The organism is Pseudomonas sp. 9.3L (genome assembly GCF_058536285.1).
The window spans coordinates 1,891,639-1,916,732 of sequence record NZ_JBZUBK010000001.1 but is presented as its reverse complement, the minus strand read 5'-3'; the positions used below and the strand labels follow the sequence as shown (position 1 = coordinate 1,916,732).

At 61.2% G+C, this 25,094-nt stretch carries 23 protein-coding genes and 1 pseudogene; 4 read left to right on the top strand and 20 right to left on the bottom strand.

Going from position 1 to position 25,094, the window contains the following annotated elements:
* Window position 1 precedes the first annotated feature (1 nt).
* Window positions 2-892: an NAD(P)-dependent oxidoreductase gene (locus tag AC4LE2_RS08780; RefSeq protein WP_491825382.1), complete on the bottom strand. Its 891-nt coding sequence runs from the start codon at window positions 890-892 to the stop codon at window positions 2-4.
* Between the two features lie 115 nt (window positions 893-1,007).
* On the opposite strand from AC4LE2_RS08780, the gene AC4LE2_RS08775 reads away from it, so the two are divergent.
* The gene (locus tag AC4LE2_RS08775; RefSeq protein WP_491825381.1) at window positions 1,008-1,913 is read left to right on the top strand and encodes a LysR family transcriptional regulator; all 906 of its coding nucleotides are present in this window, start codon (window positions 1,008-1,010) and stop codon (window positions 1,911-1,913) included.
* A 112-nt stretch (window positions 1,914-2,025) separates the two neighbouring features.
* On the opposite strand, the gene AC4LE2_RS08770 is transcribed toward AC4LE2_RS08775, so the two are convergent.
* From AC4LE2_RS08770 to AC4LE2_RS08705, 14 genes and pseudogenes are all read right to left on the bottom strand, one after another.
* Window positions 2,026-2,964, bottom strand: a complete 939-nt coding sequence (locus AC4LE2_RS08770) for a PfkB family carbohydrate kinase (RefSeq protein ID WP_491825380.1) — start codon at window positions 2,962-2,964, stop codon at window positions 2,026-2,028.
* The gene (locus AC4LE2_RS08765; RefSeq protein WP_491825379.1) at window positions 2,954-4,420 is read right to left on the bottom strand and encodes a purine-cytosine permease family protein; all 1,467 of its coding nucleotides are present in this window, start codon (window positions 4,418-4,420) and stop codon (window positions 2,954-2,956) included. Before AC4LE2_RS08765 ends, AC4LE2_RS08770 begins: the two co-directional genes overlap by 11 nt.
* A 63-nt stretch (window positions 4,421-4,483) precedes the next feature.
* The gene (locus AC4LE2_RS08760; protein ID WP_491825378.1) at window positions 4,484-5,518 is read right to left on the bottom strand and encodes an ADP-ribosylglycohydrolase family protein; all 1,035 of its coding nucleotides are present in this window, start codon (window positions 5,516-5,518) and stop codon (window positions 4,484-4,486) included.
* On the bottom strand, window positions 5,515-6,228 hold the full coding sequence (locus tag AC4LE2_RS08755; RefSeq protein WP_491825377.1) for a GntR family transcriptional regulator: 714 nt from the start codon (window positions 6,226-6,228) through the stop codon (window positions 5,515-5,517). Before AC4LE2_RS08755 ends, AC4LE2_RS08760 begins: the two co-directional genes overlap by 4 nt.
* A 106-nt stretch (window positions 6,229-6,334) precedes the next feature.
* A complete protein-coding gene (gene metC / locus AC4LE2_RS08750) occupies window positions 6,335-9,049 on the bottom strand; it encodes a cystathionine beta-lyase (RefSeq protein WP_491825376.1) in 2,715 nt (904 codons plus the stop codon).
* A 30-nt stretch (window positions 9,050-9,079) separates the two neighbouring features.
* Window positions 9,080-9,730, bottom strand: a complete 651-nt coding sequence (locus AC4LE2_RS08745; RefSeq protein WP_491825375.1) for a glutathione S-transferase family protein — start codon at window positions 9,728-9,730, stop codon at window positions 9,080-9,082.
* On the bottom strand, window positions 9,727-10,341 hold the full coding sequence (locus tag AC4LE2_RS08740; protein ID WP_491825374.1) for a cysteine dioxygenase family protein: 615 nt from the start codon (window positions 10,339-10,341) through the stop codon (window positions 9,727-9,729). The genes AC4LE2_RS08745 and AC4LE2_RS08740 overlap by 4 nt, the downstream gene beginning before the upstream one ends.
* Window positions 10,342-10,358: 17 nt before the next feature.
* Complete coding sequence (locus tag AC4LE2_RS08735; protein ID WP_491825373.1) at window positions 10,359-11,177, bottom strand: amino acid ABC transporter ATP-binding protein; 819 nt, start codon at window positions 11,175-11,177, stop codon at window positions 10,359-10,361.
* Window positions 11,167-11,847 carry an amino acid ABC transporter permease gene (locus tag AC4LE2_RS08730; RefSeq protein WP_491825372.1) on the bottom strand — a complete coding sequence of 227 codons (681 nt, stop codon included), beginning with the start codon at window positions 11,845-11,847 and terminating at the stop codon, window positions 11,167-11,169. Before AC4LE2_RS08730 ends, AC4LE2_RS08735 begins: the two co-directional genes overlap by 11 nt.
* The gene (locus AC4LE2_RS08725) at window positions 11,837-12,571 is read right to left on the bottom strand and encodes an amino acid ABC transporter permease (RefSeq protein ID WP_491825371.1); all 735 of its coding nucleotides are present in this window, start codon (window positions 12,569-12,571) and stop codon (window positions 11,837-11,839) included. Before AC4LE2_RS08725 ends, AC4LE2_RS08730 begins: the two co-directional genes overlap by 11 nt.
* A complete protein-coding gene (locus tag AC4LE2_RS08720) occupies window positions 12,568-13,782 on the bottom strand; it encodes an aminotransferase class I/II-fold pyridoxal phosphate-dependent enzyme (RefSeq protein ID WP_491828097.1) in 1,215 nt (404 codons plus the stop codon). Before AC4LE2_RS08720 ends, AC4LE2_RS08725 begins: the two co-directional genes overlap by 4 nt.
* 6 nt (window positions 13,783-13,788) lie before the next feature.
* Window positions 13,789-15,207, bottom strand: a pseudogene (locus AC4LE2_RS08715) (FAD-binding oxidoreductase); the annotation flags it as partial.
* Window positions 15,204-16,043 carry a transporter substrate-binding domain-containing protein gene (locus tag AC4LE2_RS08710; protein ID WP_491825370.1) on the bottom strand — a complete coding sequence of 280 codons (840 nt, stop codon included), beginning with the start codon at window positions 16,041-16,043 and terminating at the stop codon, window positions 15,204-15,206. The gene AC4LE2_RS08710 and the pseudogene AC4LE2_RS08715, both read right to left, overlap by 4 nt.
* A gap of 26 nt (window positions 16,044-16,069) precedes the next feature.
* Complete coding sequence (locus AC4LE2_RS08705) at window positions 16,070-16,900, bottom strand: transporter substrate-binding domain-containing protein (RefSeq protein ID WP_491825369.1); 831 nt, start codon at window positions 16,898-16,900, stop codon at window positions 16,070-16,072.
* 235 nt (window positions 16,901-17,135) lie between these two features.
* Between AC4LE2_RS08705 and AC4LE2_RS08700 the strand changes: the two genes are divergently transcribed.
* The 3 genes from AC4LE2_RS08700 to AC4LE2_RS08690 all read left to right on the top strand — a co-directional run bounded on the left by AC4LE2_RS08700 (window position 17,136) and on the right by AC4LE2_RS08690 (window position 20,221).
* Window positions 17,136-18,008, top strand: a complete 873-nt coding sequence (locus AC4LE2_RS08700; protein WP_491825368.1) for a LysR substrate-binding domain-containing protein — start codon at window positions 17,136-17,138, stop codon at window positions 18,006-18,008.
* A 151-nt stretch (window positions 18,009-18,159) separates the two neighbouring features.
* Window positions 18,160-18,399, top strand: coding sequence for a hypothetical protein (locus AC4LE2_RS08695; protein WP_491825367.1), 240 nt, complete (start codon window positions 18,160-18,162; stop codon window positions 18,397-18,399).
* Window positions 18,400-18,640: 241 nt separating this feature from the next.
* A complete protein-coding gene (locus AC4LE2_RS08690; RefSeq protein ID WP_491825366.1) occupies window positions 18,641-20,221 on the top strand; it encodes a putative bifunctional diguanylate cyclase/phosphodiesterase in 1,581 nt (526 codons plus the stop codon).
* A gap of 67 nt (window positions 20,222-20,288) precedes the next feature.
* Here AC4LE2_RS08690 and AC4LE2_RS08685 read toward each other — a convergent pair whose 3' ends face one another.
* From AC4LE2_RS08685 to AC4LE2_RS08665, 5 genes are all read right to left on the bottom strand, one after another.
* Window positions 20,289-20,552, bottom strand: a complete 264-nt coding sequence (locus tag AC4LE2_RS08685) for a DUF1652 domain-containing protein (protein ID WP_491825365.1) — start codon at window positions 20,550-20,552, stop codon at window positions 20,289-20,291.
* 280 nt (window positions 20,553-20,832) lie between these two features.
* The gene (locus AC4LE2_RS08680) at window positions 20,833-21,573 is read right to left on the bottom strand and encodes a MauE/DoxX family redox-associated membrane protein (protein WP_491825364.1); all 741 of its coding nucleotides are present in this window, start codon (window positions 21,571-21,573) and stop codon (window positions 20,833-20,835) included.
* A 65-nt stretch (window positions 21,574-21,638) separates the two neighbouring features.
* On the bottom strand, window positions 21,639-23,294 hold the full coding sequence (locus AC4LE2_RS08675; RefSeq protein WP_491825363.1) for a GMC family oxidoreductase: 1,656 nt from the start codon (window positions 23,292-23,294) through the stop codon (window positions 21,639-21,641).
* The gene (locus AC4LE2_RS08670) at window positions 23,284-23,925 is read right to left on the bottom strand and encodes a gluconate 2-dehydrogenase subunit 3 family protein (RefSeq protein ID WP_491825362.1); all 642 of its coding nucleotides are present in this window, start codon (window positions 23,923-23,925) and stop codon (window positions 23,284-23,286) included. Before AC4LE2_RS08670 ends, AC4LE2_RS08675 begins: the two co-directional genes overlap by 11 nt.
* Window positions 23,922-24,902 (bottom strand): hypothetical protein, encoded by a 981-nt coding sequence (locus AC4LE2_RS08665; RefSeq protein ID WP_491825361.1) that lies wholly within the window; start codon window positions 24,900-24,902, stop codon window positions 23,922-23,924. The genes AC4LE2_RS08670 and AC4LE2_RS08665 overlap by 4 nt, the downstream gene beginning before the upstream one ends.
* Window positions 24,903-25,094 lie beyond the last annotated feature (192 nt).

Sequence of the window (25,094 nt, the reverse complement as noted above, 5' to 3'; positions counted from 1 at the left end):
GTTATTCTCCACGGCCATACAGGTCGGCATCGCTACGCTGAACGATTGCACAGAAGTCTTCGTTGTCCGCCAGGGTCTGGGCGCTGTCCTGCCACAGGTCCGCGACTTTTTTCGACAGCGGCAGGTCAAGGCCCAGGGATTGCACCAGATCAGCCGCCAGGCCCACGTCCTTGCGCATCAAGCCCATGGTGAAGCCTGAGTCGTAGGCGTTGTTGAGGACCCAGGCAGGGAACATCACTTGGGTGGCGCCGCTGCGCCCGGAGCCGGCATTGAGGCCGTTCAAGAGTTTTTCCGGGTCCACCCCGGCCTTGGCTGCCATGCTCACCGCCTCGGCCGTGCTGATGAGGTGGCAGGCCGCGAGCATGTTGTTGGCGATCTTCGCAACGTTGCCCGCACCTACCGGGCCAATATGCGTGCGCACGCCGCTCATGCCTTCGAGTACCGGCATTACCCGGTCAAGGTCGGCCTGCTCTGCACCAATGACCATGGACATGGTCCCGGTGGCCGCGCCTTTGGGGCCGCCAGACACCGGCGCATCGATGAAGGCAATGCCCTTTTCTTTAAGGGCAGCCGCTACCCTGCGGCTGGCCTCGGGGGTGGAGGTGGTGGTGTCCACGACGATCAGGCCCTGGGTGCCCAACGCCAGCACGCCGGCTTCACCCAGGCAAACCGCTTCCACATGCTCGGCCTTGGGCAAGGACAGGATCAGCACCTGCGCACCACGAATCAACGCGGCGCGATCCTCTACCGGCGTCACGCCCTTGGCCTGCGCAGCGGCAAGTGCGGCTTGCGACAGGTCGAAACCACTCACATCAAAGCCTTTGGAAGCCAGGGTCGCGGCCATACCACCGCCCATATTGCCCAAACCGATCACACCCACCTTGATTGTCATGCGCCTACCCGTGTCTGGTGAACTCGCTAAAGGCCGAGTATGGACATCGGGCTGGGGCACCAGCAATAATCCAAAAATTGGAAATTTGTTGCGCAATACGCAACACAGGAATGCCATGAGCCTCGTACAAGATCGCCGGATACTGTATTTCTTCGAAGCCGTGAGGCTGGGCAGCGTACGTGCCGCCGCTGATGCCCTGGACGTGGCACCCTCGGCCGTAAGCCGACACATCGCCCAGTTGGAACAGGAACTCAGTGCCCCGCTCATGGAGCGGCACCGCCGAGGCGTACGCCCTACCGAAGCCGGGGAGCGGGTGCTGGACTACTACCGCCAGCGCCTTGCCCAACAAGAGGTGTTGCTAGATTCGCTTCAGGCGCTGCGTGGGCTGCAGTCCGGCAGCATCGTGCTGTCGGTGGGCGAAGGTTTCATTGACGGGCTGACCGCGCCCCTCGCTGAATTTTCTGAGCAGTACCCTGCGATCGAACTGCTGATCAACGTCTGCGGCAGTAATGAGGTGATCCGCCAGGTGGTGGAAGACGAGTCCCACATTGGCCTGGTGTTCAACCCCGCCAGCGATGCCAAGACCCGAGCCCATGTGCGCCGCAAGCAGCCGGTGCGTGTGGTGGTGAATGCCCAGCACCCTCTGGCGACCAGGCAGGCCCCCCTTGCACTGGAGGGGCTGGACCGCTACCGCCTGGCCTTGCCCGGCGTGTCTTACGGCATCCGTCAACTGCTGGGGTTGGCAGAGCACCAGCTGGGCCTTTCGCTGAAACCTACCCTGACCTGCAGCACCATTGCCATGCTCAAACGCTACGCGCTGGAAGGGGGCGTCACCCTCCTCCCGCAGTTCGTGGTGGAGGAGGAAATAAAAGCCGGGCACTTGGTGGCGTTACCGCTGGCCCACGAGGTGTTCAGCGGCTCAGAGGTTCAGCTCATCACCCGCCTGGGCCGGCAGCTGAGTGCCGGTGCCAGCCGCTTGCTCGCCATGCTGTTGCAGGACATGAGTGCGTTCAGGGCATAGTGTCATTTGCCAGGCTAAGACACGTGCGTACGCAGCAGCGCACGCCTCTTTTGCCATGGCATGTTCAGTGAGAAAGTCATCAAAATCGGAGCCAAGGTGTGGGGTCATTAGGCTAGTACCTCCCTCGTTGTAGCTTGCATAAAAAAGCCTCCAGCGTCTCACGCCCTGGGCACGTGGCGGGGCCGCGCCGGGTCACGGCCAAGGCAGCGGCGGCATTGGCGCGGCGTGCAGCCTCTCGCTCCGTCAAGCCACTGGCCAAGCCTGCAAGCATTACACCGGCATGGGCGTCGCCTGCGCCGTTGGTGTCGATGGCTTCAACCCTGAAGCCGAGCACCTGCTCTCGCCAACTGCCCCGTGCCAACCAGCAACCGGCGTCGCCATCGCGCACCACGACCAAGGCATGGTCAGGCAGCCGCTGAACCAATACGTCAAGGGCCTCTTCCAGGCGATGGGTTGAGGTGAAGCGCAGGGCCTCCTCCCGGTTGCTGCTCCACAGGGTGACCCAAGGCAACAAACGCGACAGGGCCGCGTCGCCGGGCGCGCTTACCAGTGGGCCTGGGTCGAACGCCAGCAGGCACCGGCCGGCGTGTGACGCCAGCCATTCCAGCAAGCCATCGGCCTTGCCGGGGTGCAGCAGGCTGTAACCGCTCACCATGATCCAGTCTTGCGGCTCGGGTACCTGCGTGCTCAAGTCAGCGGCAGCCAAGCCGCCTTCCGCCCCCACATGCGAGATAAACGAGCGCTCGGCGCTGGCATCGGTCAGCGCAACTGACAACCCTGTGTCCTGGCCCTGCGTAGGCGCCAGGCAGGCCTCGATTCCCTCTTGCGCCAAGGCCTGGCGCGCGAGGTCACCGAAGGGGCCGCTGCCATGACGCCCCAGGTAGCGGGTGGTCAGGCCATTGCGTGCTGCCGCCGACATCACGTTGAAACCACCACCAGCTTCGAAGCTGGCGCTCTGGGCCATTACGTCCTGGCCCGCAGCGGGCAGCGTGTCCACGGCCATCACCAAATCGATCACTACCTGGCCGGTGTAGAACAACCTAGCGGGCATGAGGGTGCTCCACAGACAGAACGGCCGGTTGGCGGTCACGGCAACCGCCCAGTAGGGCGTAAAGCCCGCCTGCGATAAGGAAGGTCACGATCCAGCCAAGGCCGTTCTGGCCGAACCAGGAGTCGGCCAGCCAGCCGTGGAACAGCACGTTGCTGGCAGTGGTCTTGATGGTGGTGAAACTAAAGCCCAGCACAATCGCCACCGCCCAGGCGCCCAGGGCGCGCCATTCCACCCCGCCGGTGTACCAGTAGGCGCTGCCAGGGCCGACGTTCATCAAGTCAACAGGCACGTAGCGGTGACGGTGCAGCAGGTCCACCAGGAAGATCCCGACCCACGCGGTGATAGGCACGGCCAGCAGCGAAATAAAGGTAATGAACGGGCCGTAGAAGCTGTCAGCGAATAGCATGAAGTAGATGGAGCCGGCAAAAATCGCGACCACGTCCACCACCACCGCGTGTACGCGCTTGATGTTGAGGCCCAGGGTAAGGGTGGTGAGGCCTGCCGAGTACACCGACAGGTTGTTGGACAGCAACAGGCCACCGAACGCAGTGATCAGGTAAGGCACGGCCATCCACGCCGGCAGCAATTCCCGAATCGCCACGATAGGGTCGCCAGCGGACGCCAAGTGATCGTTGCCCACCGAGATCAACCCGCCCAAGGTAATCAGCAGCACCAGGGGGATGCCTGCGCCGAAGGCGGCTGACGCCACCAGGCCACCGGCCTTGACGGCCCGGTGCTGATAACGCGACATGTCCGCGCCAGCATTTGCCCAACCGATGCCCGTGCCCGCCGCCATGGTGCCCACGCCGATCAGCACAGCGGACAAGGGCGCGGGCGCAGCGGCCCACACGGCCGACCAGTCGATATGCAAGGCCAGAAAGCCCCCTACCACCAGGTTGAGTGCGCCAAACACCCAGGTCGCCCACTTTTGAATCACCAACAAGGTGGCATGGCCAAGCCCTGATACGCAGAGGGTAAGCAGCACGAACAGCCCGATGAACACCAGCGTAAGCAGCGGCGCTGACTTGGCCTCTACCGGGCTGCCTCTGAGGATCGACACTAACGACAACAATACGAAGGCTGCGGTGGTGGTGTTCACGGTTTCCCAACCCAGGCGCGAACCGAGCGAAACCAGCGTGGGCCCGATATTGCCCCGCACGCCGAAAATTGCGCGCGACAACGTGAGGCTCGGTGCCCGCCCCCGGCGCCCGGCGATGGACAGCACGCCCACTACCGCAAACGAGCCGCCGGCGCCGAGGACGGCCACCACAAACGCCTGGCCAATCGACAACCCCTGAAAGGCCACCAGCGTGGCCCCCAGTGGCAGGCCGAGAATGCTGATGTTGGCTGCGAACCATACCCAGAACAGCTGCAAGGGGTGGCCATTGCACTCCTGCTCGGGTACCGGCTCGATACCTCGCGTTTCCAGTTGTCCGGCGTTATTGGGCGTACTCATGCAACACTCCTGCAATAGGTTGTTGTGATTGGGGGCAGGTGAAAAGGGAACATGCAAGGCATGTCAGGCCCGTTGTTGAGCGCTCTTACTGCGCAAAACCAGCAATTGCTCGGTGAGCAAATCCAGGTCCAGGCTGTTAACGGTCTTTACCTGAATCACAGCCTCAAGCGGCCAGGCCTCAAGGCCATGAGTAGCGCCCAGCATCGCGCCCAGCATGGCGGCGATGGTATCGGTGTCGCCGCCCAGGCTTGCCGCCATGCACAGCGCCGGGTACACCTCAAGTTCGCCCTCGGCCACGGCATACGCCAGGGCGAAGGCGGCCACCACGGATTCTTGCGACGCCACCGAAGTGCCGATCACGTCGTAGATCACGTCAGGCAAGGTATCGCTGCCACAACCGGCGCAGATAGCGCGGGACCCACTGATACGCGAAGCGATGGAAGCGCCTGCGACCCAGTGGCCGCGGCCCTGGCCCCAGCGTGCCGCTTCAACCCCCAGCGCCAGCGCAGTGCTCAAGTCGGCCCCTTTCACGCCGGCCGACACGACCGCCGCCACCGCAGCGGCGCTGGCGATGCCCAAGCCGGTGTTGTGGGTCACCTGGCAGGCTTGCACCACCTGGTCCATGAAATGAACGCGGTCAGTGATATCTGCCGCGATGCCGATGGGCGTAATGCGCATGGCAGCGCCGTTGGTGGTACCAAAGCGCCCCGCCTCTTCAGGGCTGGCGCCGGCCAGGATCATCTCGATGGCGCGCTTGGTGGACGGCCCCAGCAGGTCTTGGGAGCCCTTGGCGCGCATGGCGGCTTCCCACTCGATCAAGTCCTGAGCCAGCGCCTGCGGTTCGATGTGCCCGTGCCCCGCGACCAGCCGATGCCCCACCAGGATGGCTTGCTCGGTGTCATCAGTGATGGCGCCCGCCGGCATGTTCGGCGCGATCGGCTGCTGGCTGTCGGCCGCTTGCAAGTTAGTAATTCGGCCGTAGCGCGAACGTATCTGTTCGCGCGACATCGACTGCGTGGGCATGCCCAGCGCGTCGCCCAGGGCCAGGCCGTAAAAAGCGCCGAGGGCACGGGCGCGGGTGTGTTCGTGGCTGATCATTGCAGGCTTCCGAAACTTAAGTGAAGTTGAAAATGGGCAGGGTCCAGCAGGCTTTCTACCTGCTCCATGAAGCGCCCCTGGGTGTCGAAGGTTTCACGCACGGTGCGCAGGAACACCGTGCCGGGCGAGCGTTGCAGTGAGGCGGCGGCGGCTTCATCCAACGGCCCGGCGCCTATCGTCTGCCGGCCACGCCGCCCCTCATAGCCATAGGCAGCCAGGGTGGCGGTGAGCGAACGATCGACCAGCCCCACCTCTGGCAGGCGCTCAAGCCCGTCGCGCGCGGGAATCCAAGCGTGTTCCAGCGACACGAAGTGGCCCTGCGCCGCACGCCGACGCCGCGCTACCAGCACGAACCGCGCAGTGTCAGCTACGGCCGCCAGTGCAGGGCGCTCTACCAAGTGGATGCCAAGCAGCTCGGTGTCCATCTGCACTGCCCCCGCCGCCAAGGCGTGCGCCCAGCCTACGCCTTGATCCAGAGGCACGTCGTCGTACGTCACCACCGAGCCCACGCCGCTTTGGGTCGCGATGTAGTTGCGCCGCTTCAGCTCCGACAGCGCCTCACGCAGCGTGCCACGGCTGACGTCGAACTCCGCCGCCAACTCATGCTCGCCAGGTAGGCGCTCACCCGAACCCAGTTCGCCGCGCTCGATGCGCTCGACCAAGGTTTGGACCACACGGGATTTCTTATCAAGCCGAACATGTCTAGTCATGTACAATTTGATAGCAGTTTGGGGGCCTAGCTGGCAAGCCCTTTAATCAGTCAGCGACGCCGAAGGGCTGTTGAATGACAGCCCTCTAGCGCTCAGGTTGCGCCTTTCAAGGGAACGCGAGCGCGCTGGCGATAAAGCCCCGGGCTAGATCACTCGTCAGCGACCGCACCTCTTCGAGGCCAATGTGCAACCGGATCACCGAACCGGCAGCCTGGACGGAGAACTGCCGATCCGCTGTATCCGCCAGCGTGACCAGGCTCTCGAACCCACCCCACGAAGCCCCAAGCCCGAACACCCGCAATGCATCGATAAAGGCTTCGGCGCGCCCTGCCCCAGGCTTGGCGAACTCAAACGAGACCAGGCCATTGCAGCCCCTGAAATCTCGACGCCACAGGTCGTGGCCTGGGTGGCCCGCCAACCCTGGATGGAACACACGGGCCACCTCGGGGCGTGCTTGCAGCCAATGGGCAACCTCAAGCCCTTGTCGCTCATGCACCTCAAGACGGCTAGCCAGGGTGCGCGCCCCACGCAGTACCAGCCAGGCATCATCCGGGCTTACGGTATGGCCAAAGGTATCGCTCATGCTAGACAGCGCGTTGAACGCGGCTTGGGTCGTACACACGCTGCCCATCACCACATCACTGTGGCCGGCCAGGTACTTGGTCAAGGCCATGACAGAAATGTCCGCGCCCAGCTTCAGCGGCTGGTACAGGTAGCCACTGCCCCAGGTGTTGTCGACGGCCAGCAGCACCTCACGGGCCTTGCACAGGGCGGCGATGGCCGGCAGGTCCTGCAGCTCGTATAGCAATGAACTGGGCGTCTCGGTGTACAGCAATCGGGTATTGGCCTTGAATGCGTGCTCCAGCCCCGCGCCGTCGGCCCGGAAGTAGCTCACTTCGATACCGAAGGGCTGCAAGAAGTCCTTGGCCAGCCGGCGTACCGGATTGTAGACGCCATCCGTGATCAACACATGGTCGCCAGGGCGCAGATACGCCAGGAAGGTTTGCGCGACCGCCGCAAGGCCGGTAGCGAAGAGCTTGGTGCGGTAACCGCCTTCCAGCTCAGTGACCAGATCCTCCAACACAAAGGCCGTGGGGTTGCCCCGGGTGCCATAGCTGAGCACCTGCTCTTGATCGCGTCGATCACGGGCATCGTGCATCTGCGCCACGTTGTCGAACAACACCGTACTCAAGCGCACCACCGGCGGATTTACACCGCGGGCGCCGCCGCCTCGTGGCGCTCGCCCACCCTGCGCCAAGCGAGTACGCACCGGCTCGGCCGCCACTAACGGGGAAAAACTGGCGCGTTCCTGTTCGGTCATGTGCTCGATCAGGCCGGTTTCCCACGCCAGGTACTGGCACGCGGCGTCCTTGTTGCCGGCATGCCGGTCATGCACAAAGAACAGAAAATCGATGCACTGCTCATCACTCAGCGAACCGGCGCCCTCCACCTGCGGCCACCCGGTGCCTTGCCAATCGATCAGCATTCGAGCGCCGTGGCGTTGCGCGGCGGGCAGCTCGCTGGCGGCCAATTGCGCCACCGCTGGCTCATCCGCGACCAACACCAAGGGCCGCTGCTCATGACTGAGGTGCTCGGCCAATAGCGGCCGAATCGACCACTGCGCCCCTTGTAGATGGCGCTTGCGATAGTGGCTGCTGGCCCGAAGGTCGATGATGGCCGCGCCGTGCAAGCCTTCAGCATCAGCAAGCGGCAAGTTTACGCTCACCTGAGCCGGCACCGGCAAGGCCAGCCCACTGCTCAACCCCTCCTCCAGTACATACGCCTCATGGCCCAACTGCCGCAACCAACTGGCAATGACCGGCGCTCGGGCGCCATCGTCGTCGAAGACCACCACCCTAGCCCTGCGCACACCGATGTAAAGGTCGGTGCCCTGGATCAACTGCCCACCCGGTGTGTGCTGGGCCCCTTCCAGGCTGCCGGCGGCAAACTCTTCAGGCGTACGCACATCGCCCAGAAACAGGCTGCGTTGGTCGTCGTCGGCCCACTGGCGAACCTGTTCAGCGCTCACCCAGCGCACCCCTGCTCGCTCGGCCAGGTGCCGCGCCCGCGCTACCTGCTCGACGGTCGCGGGCCGGCCAGCACGCGGTGGATAGTGCTCATCATTGCCGTGGCCCAATGGCTGGTCAGCCAAAAACCAGCCCTGAGTACCGTTCTCCAACGCATACACCGGGTTTTTCACCCCGAGGTTCAGCAGGGTTTGCGCACCGATGATGCTGCGCGTGCGCCCCGCGCAGTTGATGACAATGGGCGTGTGGTCATCGGCCACTAGGTCTTCCAGGCGCAGGCTCAGCTCTCCGTTAGGGCAGCACCGGGCACCAGGGATATTCATCTTGCGAAACTCCTCCAGCGGCCGCCCGTCCAGCACCACAGGCGGGTGCGCCCCTTGTTGCCACTCCAGCAGGTGAGGGGCAGTCAGGCAAGGCGTATGGCAGGCGTGTTCAACCAGTTCGCCAAAGGCCTTGGAGGGCAGGTGTACGCCGGCGAAGAGTTCATTGCCGTCGGCCTTCCAGCCGTCCGCGCCGCCAGCCAATGCCCAGGTATTGCGGTAGCCTAGCTCCGCCAAACGGGCTACTGCCCGCTGCGCCAGGGGCCCGCCGTGCTGGTCGTAGACCACCAGGCGCACGCGGGTGTTAGGCGCCAAGCGCGGCGCTTCGATTTCCAACCGGCTATAAGGCAGGTTCACGCCGTAAAACAAATGGCCCTCACCGTACTGGCCGTGCTCGCGCACATCGAACAGGGCAAGCTCCTGCCCATCGAACAGCCACTGTTTGAGGTGCGCGGGCGTTAGCGTCTGGCTCATAAAGGTACCTTCAAGGCTGGAAGAAAAGGCTTATTCAAGGACGAGCGAGCGCTCCGCCGGGGCGATTTCACGGCCCTTGGCGTAAGCGCGCTGCACGGCCGGGCGGGCTTTGATCGCCTCGCGCCAGGCATGAAGGCGTGGGTACTCGGCAAGCATGATGCCTTGGCGGGCTGGCTGGATCCAAGGAAAGATAGCCATGTCGGCAATCGAGTAGTCGCCCGCCACGAACGGGTGCAGCGCCAGCTGCCGCTCCAGCACACCGTACAACCGCACGGCTTCGCGCTGCAGCAGGTCAAGGGCAAAGGGAATAGGCTCCGGCACCTTTTCAAGAAACACCTGCAACTGGCTCAAGTAAGGGGTCACGTGCCCCACTTGCCAGAACAGCCACTCCTGCACCCGCTGGCGCTCGGCACTGCCCGCCGGGGGCAAAAAGCGCCCTGCCTGCTCCGCCAGGTAATTGAGGATAGCGCCCGATTCGAACAGGCTAAGTGGGCGGTTGTGCGCACCGGCATCGACAATGGCCGGAATCCGCCCATTGGCGCTGATCTGCTGAAAGCTTACGGTTTTTTGTTCACCCTGGCGGATGTTGATCGGGACCACACGGTAGGGGACTCCCAGCTCTTCGAGGGCGATGCTGATTTTTAGCCCGTTGGCGGTAGGCCAGTAATAGAGGTCGATCACAGGCCGTACGCCTCGATGGAGGGCGCCATCTGCGACCGGTTGTAATTGAGCACCGTGCCATCTGCCTTGACGCCGTAGCGGTTTTCCAGCGCCTCCAGCGGGCGGCCGTACAGGTGGAAGTGCAACGTGGCCTGCTCGCCGTCTACCCGAATACCGTGCAGGTCCTCACCCAGAAACGCGATCGAGGTGCCGGGCTGCACGATCACTTCCTGGTCCAGGTACAGCTTGGCACGGGTGGCATCGCGGCCATCATCGGCGCGGCGGAACACCTGATTCAGCTCCTGGCCTTCGATGGCCACGATCACCGCCCAAGTTTCGTGATTATGGGGGATGGTGCTTTTACCGGGCAGCAGCGAGTTCACATACAGCGTTGGTGTATCGCCATCGTCGTTGAGGCGATAACGAAACTGGGTGCTGCCCTCTCCGGCCGTAGGCGCTGGAAAGCGCTCGAAATTGAACAGGTCGCGGCGCTCGGCAAGCGCTTCGAGCAGCCTAACGATCTCGGCCAAGGCGGCGCGATCGACGCCCCGCTGGTGGATGGCGCGGATGGTGTCCAAAAACGGTTGTACAACGGCATCGGCAGGCATAGTCGCGTCTCTTGTGTAGGTCATCAAATGGGTAACCAGGGTTATACGGAAAGGCTGTAACGGCCCAGATTGCTCAACAGGTCAGGCGAGGCGGGGTAGTGGCGGCGCCCGCCCTCCCCCTGCGCGTGACGAAGGAACGCCTGGGTACGCTCGTGATGGGGGTGCTGGAAGATCCGTTCGGCACTGCCGAACTCGGTAATCACGCCGTTCTCGGTGAAATACACCAGGTCGCTGATGTCTTCGGCAAAACGCATTTCATGGGTAACCAGCACACAGGTCATGCCTTCGTCGGTCAGCTCACGGATCACCGCCAGTACCTCGCCCACGGTTTCTGGGTCCAGTGCCGAGGTCACCTCATCGAACAAGATCAATTCCGGGCGCATAGCCAGGGCGCGGGCAATGGCTACCCGTTGTTGCTGCCCGCCAGACAGCTGCCCAGGGTAGGCATCGGCCTTGTGTTCCATGCGCACCTTGGCCAGCAGCGCCCGAGCGTCACCCTCGGCCTGAACCCGGCTGCGCCCTAGCACTTTGAGCGGCGCGATCACCAGGTTCTCCAGTACCGACAGGTGGGGGAACAGGTTGTACTGCTGGAATACAAACCCTACGCGCTTGCGCAGGGCAATGAACTCAGCCTCGCTGCTTAAGGCATGCACGGCCGTGTCACCCACTCGCACACCACCCGTCTGGGGCCGCAATAACCCGGTAATGCAGCGCAGGATGGTGGATTTACCTGAGCCTGAAGGGCCAATGATCGACACCGCCTGACCGGCGTGCACGTCCAGATCGATACCCTTGAGCACTGGGTTGTCGCCGAAAGCCAGGTGCACGTCACGCAGGCTGATCAGGGGTTCAGAAGGCATAACGGCGCTCCAGGCGTTGGGTGAGGCGTGAAATCGGATAGCAGTAGGCAAAGAACAGCGCCAGCAAGCTGAAATAGATCAGCACGGTGAAACCAGTGAGGTTGACGGTGTTGCTGGCGATCTGAGCGGTGTCGATCACGTCGTGTACGCCTACCAGCGAAGACAGCGCCGTGCCCATGGTGACCACCGCATACAGGTTCATCCAGGGCGGCAGCATGCGCTTGAAGCATTGGGGCAAGATGATGGAGCGGAAGATCTGGCCCCGGTCGAACGCCAGCGAGCGCGCCGCCTCCCACTGAGTGCTCGGGATGGAGCCGATAGCGCCGCGGAAAATTTCCGCCACATTGGCGCTGGCCGGTAAGGCCAGGCCGACGGTCACCTTGAGCCAATCAGGGAATGGCAGGTAGTGGCCGCCCACTTGAAGTTCTAAGGGGAATACGTAGGTGGTGAAGTAGATCAACACCAGCCAGGGTGCATTGCGAAACACCTGCACCCACGCCCTGGCCAGCAGGCGCACGGGTGGCAAAGGGGACATCGCCAGGGCGCCGATCAGCAGCCCGGCAAGGGTGCCCAAGGCAATGGCGGTGAGGCTGATGAGGATGTTCTGCATCAAACCAACACCCAGCGCGGGCGACCATTGCCACAACCTCAGAAAGATTTCAGTGACCATAACCGGGCATCCTCAGGCGTGCTTCCAGCGCGCGACCGGCGCAATTGACCACAAAACTCAGCACGCCGAAGAACGACAGCAGCAGCACCATCAGCTCGATCACATTGTCGCTTTGGGTCCAGATCATGATGGATGCATAGGTGATGTCGTTGACCGCGATGGCCGACGCCACCGCAGTCATCTTCACCAGGTCAATCAGGTTGTTGACCAGCGCGGGCAGCGCGAACCGAAACGCCAGTGGCAGCTGTACGTTCCACAACAGTTGGCGCCTGCCGAACGCCAGCGATCTGGCCGCCTCCAGTGTCACCGTCGGCACCGCTTCGATGCCCGAGCGCAGCGATTCGGCATGAAAGGCGCCCTTGTGCAGCGAAATCACAATCACCACCCAGGCAAAGGGGGTAAAGGGGTTGGCGGCGCCTACCGCCTGGCTCAGCAGCATGTTCAAAACCAAAAAGGCGCAGTACAGCTGCACCAGCGTGGGGGTGTTGCGGGTAACTTCGATGAACGCCCGCGCCGGCAACGCTAGCCCTCGCTGGCCACTGGTCAGGGCTGCGGCCAGCGCTACGCCTACTGCCAGGCTCCCCACAATGGTCAGCAGGCACAGCGATGCGGTGGTCAGTGCGCCGTCGACCAGGCTGCCTCGCTGATAGGCATCCAGCAAAAACTGGTAGTTGAGGCCAGCCCTGGCCATGACGTCGACGAACACTTGCAATCCAGCGTTCATGCCTGGGCCTCACGTAATCGGGCACAGGCTGCCGCGATGCGGTGGCCGGCTTCGATCACCTGCTCGGTGGCGGCGGCAATGGACAATCGGAACCACGGCGAAAGGCCGTAGGCGCTACCTGCAACGACTGCAACGCCTTCCTCCAAAAACCAGTCAACCAGGTCCTTGTCTGTGGTGATCGTCAAGCCATCGGGCCGTATCTGCCCCAGTAACCCGGCGCAGCGCACGAATACGAAAAACCCACCCTCAGGGCGCACCACTTCAAGGCCCGCAATAGTGCCCAACATCTCAAGCAGCACGTCTCGACGCTGGCGATATGCAGCCACGTGTGGCTGCAAAAAAGCCAAGCCTCCCTCAAACGCGGCCAGCGCCGCCGCCTGCCCCACCGATGACGCACCGGAGGCTGATTGCGACTGCACCACCGTCATGGCATGGGTGAGCGTGTGTGGCCCGGCGCCAAAGCCTATACGCCAGCCCGTCATGGCATAGGTCTTGGACACGCCGCCCACTAGCAAGCAGCGATGTTGTAAATCCGGCGCCACGTTGAGCAGGTTGAGCGGCGTGCCTGAGTCGAAGCGGATGTGTTCATACAGCTCATCGAGCAGTACCCAGATCTGAGGGTGCCGGCGCAGTACCACGGCCAGCGCCCGCAGCTCATTGGCACTATAAACGGCACCACTTGGGTTGCTGGGGCTATTGAGGATCAGCCAGCGGGTACGCTCGCCAATGGCCCGTTCGAGCTGCTCAGGGGTGAGCTTGCACCCCTGTTCGAGGGGGCATTCCAGCAGTACAGGGCGGCCGCCATTGAACCGCACGCTATCGGGGAACGTTGGCCAATAAGGCACCGGCACCAGCACTTCATCGCCGCTGTCCAGGGTCGCGGCAAAGGCATTGAAGATCACGCCCTTGGCACCGTTACCCACGACGATCTCCGCTAGCTCGTAGTTCAGCCGGTTTTCAGCCTTTAACTTGCGCTGGATGGCCAGGCGCAGGGCCTTGACCCCGGGGGTGGCGGTGTATTTGGTGGCGCCTTGTGCAATGGCGGTATAGGCCGCGTGCTTGATGTGCTCGGGCGTATCGAAATCCGGCTCACCCGTGGTGAGGTCGAGAATCTCGCGGCCTTGCTCGCGCAGCTCGGTCACCCGCGACTTGGCTGCGGCATTGGCCGACAGCGTGACGCGCTGCACCCGCTCTGACAGCCGCAGGGTCATTGGTGCCTCCAGCGGCAAGACTTTGCCGGGGTTAAGCAGGTTGTGAGGGTCCAAAGCGCGCTTGATGCGGCGCATCAGGGCCAGCTCAACCGGGCTTTTGTAGTGCGCCAGCAGGTCACGCTTGCGTTGGCCCACGCCATGCTCGGCGCTGATAGAGCCCCCATGGGCGTGGGCGGCGTCGTGTACCAGGCGGCTGAGGGCGGCGTAATTGGCCATGTGCGCCTCTACCGTGGAATCGAGCGGATGGGCCACGTTGTAGTGCAGGTTGCCATCGCCCAGGTGGCCGAAAGTGAAATGGCGCACGCCGGGAAAATGCGCTTGCAGCAAGGCGCCGGTGTGCTCGACGAATGCCACGATGCGCGACACGGGCAGGGAAATATCGTGCTTCATGTTACGCCCCGCGCGGGCTTGGGCCTCGCTCATGTTTTCGCGCAGCTGCCACATGGCATCGCTCTGGGCCAGGCTCTGGGCGATCACCGCATCCTCGATGAGCCGGGTTTCCAGGGCCTCGCCCAATACCGCTTCAAACAAGGCGCGGGCGCTGCGCTCGTCCTGGGAATGAGACAGCTCGATCAAGGCATACCAAGGCTGAGTACGTGGCCCGAAAGGCAATACCGCGTCAGGAAACTGCTGCTCCAGCAGGGCCAGGCACTGCGCAGAGAGCAATTCGAACGCCGTCAGGCTGGCACCAAAGCCTGCGCGTGCATGGGATAGAAACGCCACCGCACCGGGCAAGGACTCAAAGGCGACGAAGGCCGTGCAGCGTGACACCGGTAACGGGAACAGCTTCAGCGTGGCAGCGGTGATGATCCCCAGCGTGCCCTCACTGCCGATGTATAAATCGCGCAAATCGTAGCCGGTATTGTCCTTACGCAGCCCGCGCAGCCCATGCCAGGTGTCGCCCTCGGCAGTGACCACTTCCAGGCCTAGCGTCAGCTCACGTGCGTTACCGTAGCGCAACACGCCAGTGCCGCCGGCATTGGTGCCCAGGTTGCCGCCCAAGGTGCAACTGCCCTCGGCGCCCAGGCTCAAGGGGAATAAGCGCCCTGCTGCCCGAGCTGCCGCTTGTACCGTGGCCAGTATGCAGCCGGCTTCGACGGTCAGCGTGTCGTTATCGGTGTCCACCTCGCGTATGCGGTTCATGCGGTCGAGCAATAACAGCACCGAGCGGCCGCTGGCATCCGGCGTTGCCCCGGCCATCAGGCCGGTGTTACCGCCCTGTACCACCACCGGCGCACCATGGGCGGCGCACAGGCGTACTACACTGGCCACTTCTTCCGTTGAGCCTGGATGAACGATGGCCGCTACCTGGCCATGGTATTGGCGGTGCTTGTCGCTCAGCACGGGTGAGCCAGGCTCGCCGGCCTGTACGTGACGCTCGCCCAACAGCGCCTGAAGGGCGCAGAAAAAGGTGAGATCACTCATTGGGCGACCTGCAGCGGTGGGGCATCCTTGAACCGCTCATGCAGTGCGCGCAAGGCCGCCGAGGGTGGCATACCGGTGCGTTCACCCAGCGTGAGCAGCCAGCCCGAACGGTGCCAGTCGCGGACGATGGCGTCGATACGCGCCTGGGTATCGTGCTCGCCCTTGCGCACCCAGATCACCGAATCCGAAGGGATCAGGTCGTCGCTCAAGGGGATTTCATACTCAGCCCATTCGGGGTTGTCCAACAGCCCATGCAGTGTGGGGCTGACATGCACGGCCGCTACGCAACCGTTACCGCGCAGAGACAACAACGACTCGGCCTGGCTACGGAAGGCCTTGATCTGCGCACCGTAGCGTTGCTGCAACGGCTCGATGAAATTGCTGCCCTGGGACACGCAGACCGACTTGCCCTTGAGGTCTGCCCAGGTATGCATACCGGCGCCCTTGCGCATCAACGCGGCCCCGCCTACCTGCTCGTACGGGGTTGCCACGTAGTCCAGTATCTGCGCGCGCTCGTCGGTGTACTGCATATTAGCGATCAGCACATCGACCTTGCCTTGCTGCAAGAACTGCACGCGGTTAGGCGCAAGCACCGAGACGGTCTGGGTTTCAACTCCCAGGCGCTCACCCAGGGCTTTGGCAAGCTCGACGTTATAGCCTTGATGCTCACGCGTTTGCGGGTCGATGGTGCCGAAAGGCGCGCCGGTGAGCATCACCCCAACGCTGATAACGTGACGGGCTTGAATCTTGTCGAGGGTAGCGTCGGCATGGGCCATGCTCACCGTCATCGCGCAAAGCAGTGCCGCCAGGGCCGGGGCCGGGAAACGGATCTTCATCGTCAGTCCTTAAAAGGGGTTCGTGATCAGGCGCCATAGGCTCGCCGTAGCGTCACCAACGCAGGCGAGGCCGGTGTGATGCTATTGCTGCGCTCGTGGTCGATCAGCCAGCCGCTGCGGTGCCACTCCTTCACGATAGGGTCCAGGCGCGCCTGTGTGTCGGTTTGGCCAGGGCGCGTCCAGATCACTGACGGCGCGGGGTTCAGCTCCGGTGTAAGGGCGCGGTAGCCCTGCCATTCGCCGCCACGTGCAATCAGCGGGTTGATCAAGGTGGCGTCATGCACCGCCGCCACGCAGTTGCCACCGCGTAGCGCCAGTAAGGATTCGGACGAGCTTTTAAAGGCTTTCAGGTTCACACCCAACTGCACCAGCGCCTGGGTATAGCTGCTGCCTTGAGAGGTGCAGACGGGCTGGCCCTTGAGGTCGGCCCAGCGTTGATAGGGGCTGCTTGCCAGCACCGCCGCAGTGCCGCCCACTGTGTAGAACGGCGTAGGCACGTAGCCCAGCAGCTTGTCACGCTCTGGCGTCCATTCCATGTTGGCGATCAGCAGGTCAACCCTGCCCTGCTGCAGAAACTGCACCCGGTTAGCTGGCAGCACAGGGACCAATTCAAGCTCGACACCTAACTGACGCGCCAGGTCGTTGGCCATGTCCACGTTCAAACCCACTGGTTTTTGCGTGGCCGGATCGACAGAGCCAAAGGGGCCGCCGGACAGCATCACGCCGACGGCCAGGCGATGGCGATCCTGGATCTTATCCAGCGTCGGGTCCGCATGGGCGAACGTGCAGGCGCCCAGGGCGGCTACTGTGAGCAGCGCCTGGGTAACCCGCTTTTGATATGTGAACCGCAGTGACATGACCAACTCCCCTACCGGAACGACCGGTGCAATGGAGAGGATGCTAGGGACTAAGCGGCGCGGAAGGAAATTCGCATATCTCATATTGTTATAACTTAAATCGCACTAAGAACTACTTTCACACCAAAACCCTCTGTTTACAGGGTTGAATGGGCAAGCGCTTGCCGCTTTACAGGCAGTAACATAATGATCTCTAATGAATTGACCTCAATTCGTAATAACACTTGGCCTGCTCATGAGACAACCTACCCTTGACCTCGCACTGCTCAGAACCTTCGTAGCCGTGGCAGACCAAGGCAGCTTCGAGGCCGCAGGCCGGCACTTGAGGCGTACTCAGTCGTCTGTCACCCAGCACCTGCAGCGGCTGGAGCAGCACGTCGGCGTGAGCCTGCTGCACAAACAAGGGCGGCATAAAGCGCTCACTGATGCAGGCAGGCAGTTGCTACGCCACGCTCGGCAAATGCTTGCGCTCAATGATGATGTGCTGGGCCGGCTGCGGGACAACAGCCTCAGCGGCGTGCTGCGCATTGGCTCGCCTCACGACATCGCCGATACCATCCTGCCGCCCATCCTGAGCCACATCGCCCGTTCGGCACCGAATTTGCGGTTGGAGATAGACGTGGGTCGCAGCCCCTTTTTGATGGATGACCTACACCGCGGCAAGGTCGACATGGTGATCTCCACCCTGACCGACTCTACCCTGGAAGGCTTTGCACTGCGCACCTCGCCGGTGTGGTGGATCTGCGCCGCGCAGTATCAGCACGATCACACCCAACCCCTGCCCCTGGTGCTGGTGGACGAGCCCAGCCTCTACCGGCGAATCGCGCTGCAGGCGCTGGAAGCCCATGACATCCCCTGGCGGCAGGCGTACCTGGCCTCGAACCTCATCGGTATCAAGGCTGCGGTTCGAGCGGGTTTAGGCGTAACGGCTCGCAGTATGGAAATGGTGGGGCCTGATATGCGCGTACTTGGCGAGAGCGAGGGCTTGCCGCACCTGCCAGATGTGACCTATTACCTGTGGGTGCGGGCTAACACCGTCAATCCGCTGATCAAGCGGGCGTATGAGTTGATTCGAGCGAGCCAGCTGTTGCCGCTGTTGGCGACCTAAAGGGCCTGCGCCGCTAGCGTTCACCGCCAAAACGGTGCCATTCGCGAACGCTGCCCCTACCCGCCCGTCGGCCCTGCGGCACTCGCACTTAAGAGCGCCGCTCCGATTCATAGGTGCAGATGCACTGCGCTTTGAGCAAGGAGAATTACCTATGGCAATCGCAAACAACGGGCCAGGTGCTGCCTACCCAGGACCGGATGAACAAGCGCCTGATACAGGTGCCGACCACGACTCTGGGCTGGACCAGGTCTCATCCGAACCCAAACAAGGCACCGGGGAACACCCGGCTGACTGGACACCACCGCCAGGCAACCCAGGCTCGGACCAAGACGCTCAGACCGACCGCGATAATGGCGGTGCGGCCTCTTCTGGAACGCCCCCTTCACGCTGAAACGCTTGTCGTGCCTTCGACGCACAAAGTGCCTCTAGCCCGTCGCGCACCCCTGCGCTGCGGGCTTACCCGCCTCCAGATAGCGCAGTAACCGCCCAGTCGCTGCCTCCTCGACTGACGCCTAACCAGCCGGCGGTCTGCTAATTACCCCAATGCACAGGCTCTATGAGAGAAATTAAGGCAGTCATGAGATGATGGCCATGCGATATCATTTCGTGCGACTTGGCCTGCGAGGCCTACCATGACCGACCTTCACCGCTCCAGCCCTTATCGCTTACCCACGCTCGTATTGCTCAGCGTACTCACCATGGGGGCGCTCTCCATCCTGTGGAAGTTCAAGCTCGAATATTGGACGATGAATGGGCTAGGCATAGCCTACGATGATTTTGAAACCATGGAGCGATGGAGGTGCGTGGCCGCTGCAACCTGCTTGTCCATGCTTTCGTTGATCGCGCCCACGGTCATGCTCAAGCGCTTGGTCCGCAATACCCAGTCGAGCTATCGTCGCCTGCAGCGCATGCAGTCTCAAACCGAGACGTTGGCCAAATACGATTCGCTCAGCGGCTTGCTCAACCGCCGCGTGTTCATGGACTTGTTACGCAAGCAGCTCGATCAACATCAGCCGGTCGCCTTGATGCTGATCGACCTAGACCACTTCAAAGAAATCAACGATCAGTACGGGCATTCGTGCGGGGACGCTGTGCTTATCAAGGTAGCGCGGCGGCTGGAAAGCATCGCTGATACGCACGGTGGCATGGCAGTACGGCTGGGCGGTGATGAGTTTTGCCTGATGTTTTTATCCTACAAAGCGGACTGCGACCTCTCTCAAATTGCTTCGGACGCAATCATCTCGCTCAGCGCGCCGGTATTGGACGCCGCAGAGTGCGGTCAATTGGGCGCTACCATCGGAATTTCACGGTCTTGGCTGGACGCGCAGGATGCTTCTGCGTTACTGCATTGCGCAGACACAGCGATGTATCGCGGTAAAAACAGCGGCCGCTCGACCTTCAATTTCTACGACGATGCCTATGAGCAGCAACGCCGAGCGCAGTCCACACGCGAGTACGCCCTGCGCCAGGCCATCGAGAAGGAAGAAATCATTCCGTTCTTCCAGCCTATCGTCACCCTGCCCTCCCAAGCGGTCGTAGGGTTTGAAATCCTTGCGCGGTGGGTACAGGCAGACGGCAGCGTAGGCATGCCTGGGGATTTCATTCCGGTGCTTGAGCGCTTGGGGTTGATTCCCGCCATGACGCGCTCACTCGTAAAGCAGGCCTGCCGTGCCACCAAGGCGTGGGACGATCGCTTACATTTGTCGTTGAACGTCAGCGCGGCCATGATCACCGACGAGCAGTTCCCTGACCAGTTGCTACAGCAGCTAAGGAATGAGGGCTTTCCGTTCGACCGCTTTGAGGTAGAGATCACGGAAGAAGCCTTGGTCGGCAACCTTGACGCTGCGCAGCGCAACCTGAGCAGGCTTCATGAGCACGGCATTACCGTGGCCCTGGACGACTTTGGAATTGGTTATTCGGGGCTCTATCACCTGACGCGGCTGTCCATCGACAAGATCAAGATCGACCGATCCTTCTTCGAAGCGGGCCAGACGGACCATATGCCGATGGTGGAAGCTATCCTAGGGATGGCGCGCAGTCTGAAAATGAAAGTCACCGCTGAGGGCATCGAAGAGTTTCACCTGCCCTATTTACCGTCCTGGCTCGCTGACAACGGTTGCCACTATGCCCAAGGTTACCTGTACGGCCGTCCTCAGGCACAGATGGAACATACACAAGGGCGTGCCCCGCAATGTGCGTACTCGCCCTTATGAATGGGCCAAGACATTAAAATTGTCTCGAAACAGGATTTTTATCAAGATCAAAAAGACTGATAAAAATTTATTTTGCGTACATTTTTCTGGAGCCCGCACCGAATGCCAACAAGTACCTGGCTTCGCCAATAACTTCGGCAATCGCCCTACTGGACGTTAGCGAATCCAGCTCAATATCTGGAAGGACAATAAAACGCTCAGGGTGCTTTGCACTGATTAAAGAAACACTGAATTTATTGCCTTCCTGTATTTCACAAACGCACCGATCCGGCAGCAATGCCTGCTCGATCAAGTGCTTTATTTCCAAGGTGGAAAGACCGTACCCGTTCATGCTTGTCATCCTTTTTCATAGATAATTCTAAGACGACTCAAGTATCAGGAAAATTCAGATATTTTTGGACTTACAGGCCAGTTATGGGAAGCACCCGCCAAACGGCGGGCTTTATAGAATAATAGAATGTACGCGCGATAATTACAGGCCCACAATAACTAAGCCTCAATTTATAGATTGCACTAATATTCAAAAATGTATTCTTTTAGATTCTACCTGCCGTGCTCCCTGCCTTAAAAGTTTGCACGACAAATTTTTAGCTTCCACCTATAAACTTCATTCACAGAGTGGGCTTGAATATCATCCACAGCCCCATGGCAACCATGATCAGGTTTTCAGTTAAGGAGACAAAACCAAGCGGTACCTGGCTGTCCCCTCCTACACAGGCACACTTAAGCGAGCGTTTATCAATATAAACGGCCTTGAATACCGAAACAGCTCCAACGACTCCCAGCACCAGTGCGATAGGCGCTGCGATCCACAGTAAAGCCCCCGTGATCATCAGCAAACCCGCCAGCGCTTCACCATAGGGGTAAGCATAGGCGTAAGGAACATAGCGCTGCGCCAGTAAGTCATAGCCTAAAAACATGTTCGAGAAGCGTTCAACATCCTGAAGCTTGAGCATAGCCAGTAGTGTCATTGTGATTGCCAGGAACCACTCGACAGACCGCGCTGTGTAAACCGTACCGAAGGCTACATAGCCAGCCGCCATCGCAATGAGCAACGCCAAAATAAACACAACAATCACTGGCCGATACGGTGACGATTTGGGAACGCCTTTTCCTACCATCTGACGAACGTCGTCATAGCCGCCGATGCGCTTGCCGTTGATATAAACCTGTGGCGTAGTTTCGACATGCTCCTTTCGTTGAAATTCGTCTGTCTGTTCGCGAGTCTTCAGCCAGTGATCATCGACGCCGTATCCCGCATGGCGGAGCAGGTAGCGCGCCTTCAGGCCGAAGGGGCAAATATGCTCTTTCATTACCATACGGTAGATGACTGCGGTTTTCTCTGTAGACATACAACCTCCTTTACCTTTTATAAATGAATTATAAGCACGCGATAGTTTGCCTCTTGAAATACCTGTCAGAGTTCACCCCGCTTCGCTAGATCCGCAATCCGGTCTGCTGTGCGACAGGCCACCGCCTGGATGGTCAGCGATGGATTTACGCCGCCAACGGTAGGAAACACTGAACCGTCGCATACCCATAGGTTTGGGATGTCCCAACTCCGACAATCCGCGTTTACAACACTATTGTCGCGGTCGAACCCCATTCGGGCGGTACCGTTTAGGTGGCACGTATCGTCTTCTTCACGCCAGATATCGCGTGCCCCTGTGGCAACCAGCCCTTCTTGCATGAAGTTCAGTGCGTGATCAATCAGTCGTTGATCATTCTCGCAGCGAGAGAAACTGACGCGAGCAATGGGCAGCCCATAGGCGTCCCGACGCTCGCTCAACGTGACCTGATTAGTAGTCTGGGGCAATGTTTCACCGACCATTTTCAACCCCGCCAAGTGGTTGTAGCGTGCCATTTCACGGATAAGCGCATCGCCCCACAATCCGCGTCCCGCTTGCGTGGCCGCCCACGCCATCGGCAGCGGCCCCTGGCTCATGAATGCGTAGCCGCCATGAAAGTCCTTACCCTGATCCTCGTAGTTCCAGTGCTCGCAGATCGCTAAGGAGGGTGGTCCTTTGTAGGATCGTACGGCCTTAGGCATGTGCCCCCACACCGCCTGGTTGCTCTGGACCATTAAATACTTGCCTACCAGCCCAGAGCGATTTGCCAGCCCCTCAGGGAAAAGTGAATTGGCGGAATTAAGCAGAAGCCGAGGCGTTTCGATGGCATAGCCTGCGACCACGACGTGGCGCGCACGCTGAAAATGCCATTTGCCCTGTCGGTGGAAGTGCACGCCATTCGCCAGGCCGCGCTGGTCCGTTTCAATTCGCCCGACCATCGCCAGGTCACGGATCTCTGCACCCGCCGCGAGGGCACCAGGTATCCAGGTATTGAGTACACTTTGCTTGGCGTTAGTCGAGCATCCACTTACGCAGAAGCCGCGGTAAACGCAGGGTGGCGCATGCCCACGCGGCGCGGAGAGGGTCGCCAAAGGTGTCGCACACCAGCCGACCCCGAGGGCATCGCAGGCTTCAGCCAATACCAGGCCTGCCGCGTTGATCTCATGCTGACGATAGGGGTAGCGAGGCCGTTTTGGCCCCCAGGGATAACGCAATGGCCCTGAAATCTTCAGCATTTGCTCGACTTCTCTATAGTAGCGCCACATCTCTTGCCAATGGATTGGCCAGTCCACCCCATAGCCGAGCATTGAATGCGACTTGAACCATTCTGGACGGAACCGCAGCGATACCATGGAAAAATGTACCGTGCTCCCCCCTACGGCCCGGCCGCAATTATTCGAACCCAACTTGATTGGATGATCGCCCGCGCATTCACGGTCCTCCAGCCAAAACAGCTTTTGCTGATGCGCCTCATCGGAAGCGAACTCTTCCAACGGCCGCCACCATGCACCGGCCTCGAATGCAACGACTGAAAACCCTGCCCGCGCCAACTTGTAGGCCAGCGTCCCTCCTCCTGCGCCAGTGCCGACAATGGCGAAGTCAACGGCCTCGTCCAGGCGATGCTGACGCATCGGCACCCAGCCGGCCAGCGTGAATACGTCGGGCGCCCGCCCATTGATGCCACGCGGTACGTGCAAAGCTTCCGACAGTACATCAGCGGACATGGCTATTGATCTCCTGGGCAGTGATGACATCGCCGCCCTGTATCTCGACAGGCTCCCACGCATCACGCTGGTCAAATCCAAGCCTTACGTACCCTCGTGGGCTGGCGGGACCGCCGAAGCCGATTTCGCTCCACGCATCAGGATGGCTGTAGTAAGCGCACACCAAGTCATGCAGCAAGCGCGACCGAAACAGCAGAGCACTGGGTAACCCGCGCCAGGCTTTGGCACATACCGCATCGGTGGCAACAGCATCCACCAGACGGCGCTGATATTCGTCAGTTAGCACATCGAAGCGTGCGCCAAAGCAGGTTAGCGCCTCGGCTTCCAACGCAGCCAACCCCCGCCGCCAGGCTTGGTCGGGAGGAGGCAGCCGGACGTCCTGATAACCATCGCTACGGCCGTCGAATAATTTGGCATCGACCATTGCGGTCACAGGTATTGCGGGGCGATCCATAGGTTGAGGCAAGACACAGTCAGCCAAGGCCTGTGCCGTACGCCATTCGCAGGCATTGAAGAACCGATGCTGAACAGGCAAAGCCAAGCGTTGGTCAACGGCGGCGCGGGTCGCGCTGTTCCAGGACGGTGTGTGGCGTTTATGCGTAACGTCATAACCGGGATAGCGCGTAGTCATTGTGAGCCCCGCAATGCACGAATCTGCGCTTGCACATCCAGCAGCCTATGTGCCGCCAGCCCGCCAAGCGCCAACGCGGTAAAAGCCGGCGGTGCAGGGATCGGCGGGCCAACCTGAAGGTTTTGCCGCCAATTTCGCCAGCCGCCGAAATTACGACCCACCCCTACGCTGTGAAACAGGCTGCCGAGACCGCCCATCACGGCAGTCATGCGTAAGCCCAAGCGCGATAACCAGCGGATTCCAGGCTTGGCGTCTCCACCCATCACCGTGGCCACCAGCAGCGCTGCACTGGCGGGGGGCAATGTGACAGGAAGGTACATCGCTGGATTCTGGAACGAGCCACGCAGATGAAGCAGGCCCGCTTCTGCGGAAGTTCCGAGCAAGCCACAAGCGACCATTAACGCCACTGCTTCCCCAGCAGGCAGGCCAAAGACTTTGGGCAGGCTGTCGTTGGACGCGTCTCGGACCCGTTCCGCATAAAACCCCACCAAACCGGACAGCGCCATGGCCGCAGGCGCTCCGAGCGGCGCGCCGTAGAACAGGTTACCCATGCTGTAGCCGCCACGGCGGCGCCCGACGTTATAGAGGTGAAACAGGGTGCCTGCCAACCCCGTCAGAGCGCCACCGGTATACACGGCATCGCGCAGCCAGTGCGCAGCGGCAGTCTTGTCGCGTAAGCCGTGGGCACTCACCGCTATCGATAAACCCGACACCAATAGGGGGGTGAGCATGAACCGATTGTAGAACCCCCCTCGGTAATGCTCCAAAGCACTATCAGCTGCCACGCAGGCTGCCAATATACCCGCGCTCCGGTTGAGCCTTCGTGCGGCTTGTACATGGCTGGACGGGGATTGCCGCGCTGCGCGTTGCGCGTGCTGTCGGCGATCACCCTCCTGGCGCTGCCACACGAGCGCAGTTGTACCAAGCACGCCCACCGCACCTGTTGCCAAGGCCTTTAGTAATGCGCGAGATGCCATCTACTGCCTCCTAACCTCTTAAGAACCAGGCATCGTGCGATTAACTCGCCACCAGGGTAATCAATGCACTAAAAAAGAGAAGCCGCTGGTGAGCCTATTACGTGAGCTGACGCATAAAATGGGTCGCTAGCCAATTAGGGCCATATGCCTTGCTGCCACTGTAATTATCTTCCTGATAGAAATGCGCACTTT

Coding starts and splice junctions, on each gene's coding strand:
- AC4LE2_RS08780 (WP_491825382.1), bottom strand. CDS start 892: ATGACAATCAAGGTGGGTGTGATCGGTTTGGGCAATATGGGCGGTGGT.
- AC4LE2_RS08775 (WP_491825381.1), top strand. CDS start 1,008: ATGAGCCTCGTACAAGATCGCCGGATACTGTATTTCTTCGAAGCCGTG.
- AC4LE2_RS08770 (WP_491825380.1), bottom strand. CDS start 2,964: ATGCCCGCTAGGTTGTTCTACACCGGCCAGGTAGTGATCGATTTGGTG.
- AC4LE2_RS08765 (WP_491825379.1), bottom strand. CDS start 4,420: ATGAGTACGCCCAATAACGCCGGACAACTGGAAACGCGAGGTATCGAG.
- AC4LE2_RS08760 (WP_491825378.1), bottom strand. CDS start 5,518: ATGATCAGCCACGAACACACCCGCGCCCGTGCCCTCGGCGCTTTTTAC.
- AC4LE2_RS08755 (WP_491825377.1), bottom strand. CDS start 6,228: ATGACTAGACATGTTCGGCTTGATAAGAAATCCCGTGTGGTCCAAACC.
- metC (WP_491825376.1), bottom strand. CDS start 9,049: ATGAGCCAGACGCTAACGCCCGCGCACCTCAAACAGTGGCTGTTCGAT.
- AC4LE2_RS08740 (WP_491825374.1), bottom strand. CDS start 10,341: ATGACCTACACAAGAGACGCGACTATGCCTGCCGATGCCGTTGTACAA.
- AC4LE2_RS08735 (WP_491825373.1), bottom strand. CDS start 11,177: ATGCCTTCTGAACCCCTGATCAGCCTGCGTGACGTGCACCTGGCTTTC.
- AC4LE2_RS08730 (WP_491825372.1), bottom strand. CDS start 11,847: ATGGTCACTGAAATCTTTCTGAGGTTGTGGCAATGGTCGCCCGCGCTG.
- AC4LE2_RS08725 (WP_491825371.1), bottom strand. CDS start 12,571: ATGAACGCTGGATTGCAAGTGTTCGTCGACGTCATGGCCAGGGCTGGC.
- AC4LE2_RS08720 (WP_491828097.1), bottom strand. CDS start 13,782: ATGACCCTGCGGCTGTCAGAGCGGGTGCAGCGCGTCACGCTGTCGGCC.
- AC4LE2_RS08710 (WP_491825370.1), bottom strand. CDS start 16,043: ATGAAGATCCGTTTCCCGGCCCCGGCCCTGGCGGCACTGCTTTGCGCG.
- AC4LE2_RS08705 (WP_491825369.1), bottom strand. CDS start 16,900: ATGTCACTGCGGTTCACATATCAAAAGCGGGTTACCCAGGCGCTGCTC.
- AC4LE2_RS08700 (WP_491825368.1), top strand. CDS start 17,136: ATGAGACAACCTACCCTTGACCTCGCACTGCTCAGAACCTTCGTAGCC.
- AC4LE2_RS08695 (WP_491825367.1), top strand. CDS start 18,160: ATGGCAATCGCAAACAACGGGCCAGGTGCTGCCTACCCAGGACCGGAT.
- AC4LE2_RS08690 (WP_491825366.1), top strand. CDS start 18,641: ATGACCGACCTTCACCGCTCCAGCCCTTATCGCTTACCCACGCTCGTA.
- AC4LE2_RS08685 (WP_491825365.1), bottom strand. CDS start 20,552: ATGAACGGGTACGGTCTTTCCACCTTGGAAATAAAGCACTTGATCGAG.
- AC4LE2_RS08680 (WP_491825364.1), bottom strand. CDS start 21,573: ATGTCTACAGAGAAAACCGCAGTCATCTACCGTATGGTAATGAAAGAG.
- AC4LE2_RS08675 (WP_491825363.1), bottom strand. CDS start 23,294: ATGTCCGCTGATGTACTGTCGGAAGCTTTGCACGTACCGCGTGGCATC.
- AC4LE2_RS08670 (WP_491825362.1), bottom strand. CDS start 23,925: ATGACTACGCGCTATCCCGGTTATGACGTTACGCATAAACGCCACACA.
- AC4LE2_RS08665 (WP_491825361.1), bottom strand. CDS start 24,902: ATGGCATCTCGCGCATTACTAAAGGCCTTGGCAACAGGTGCGGTGGGC.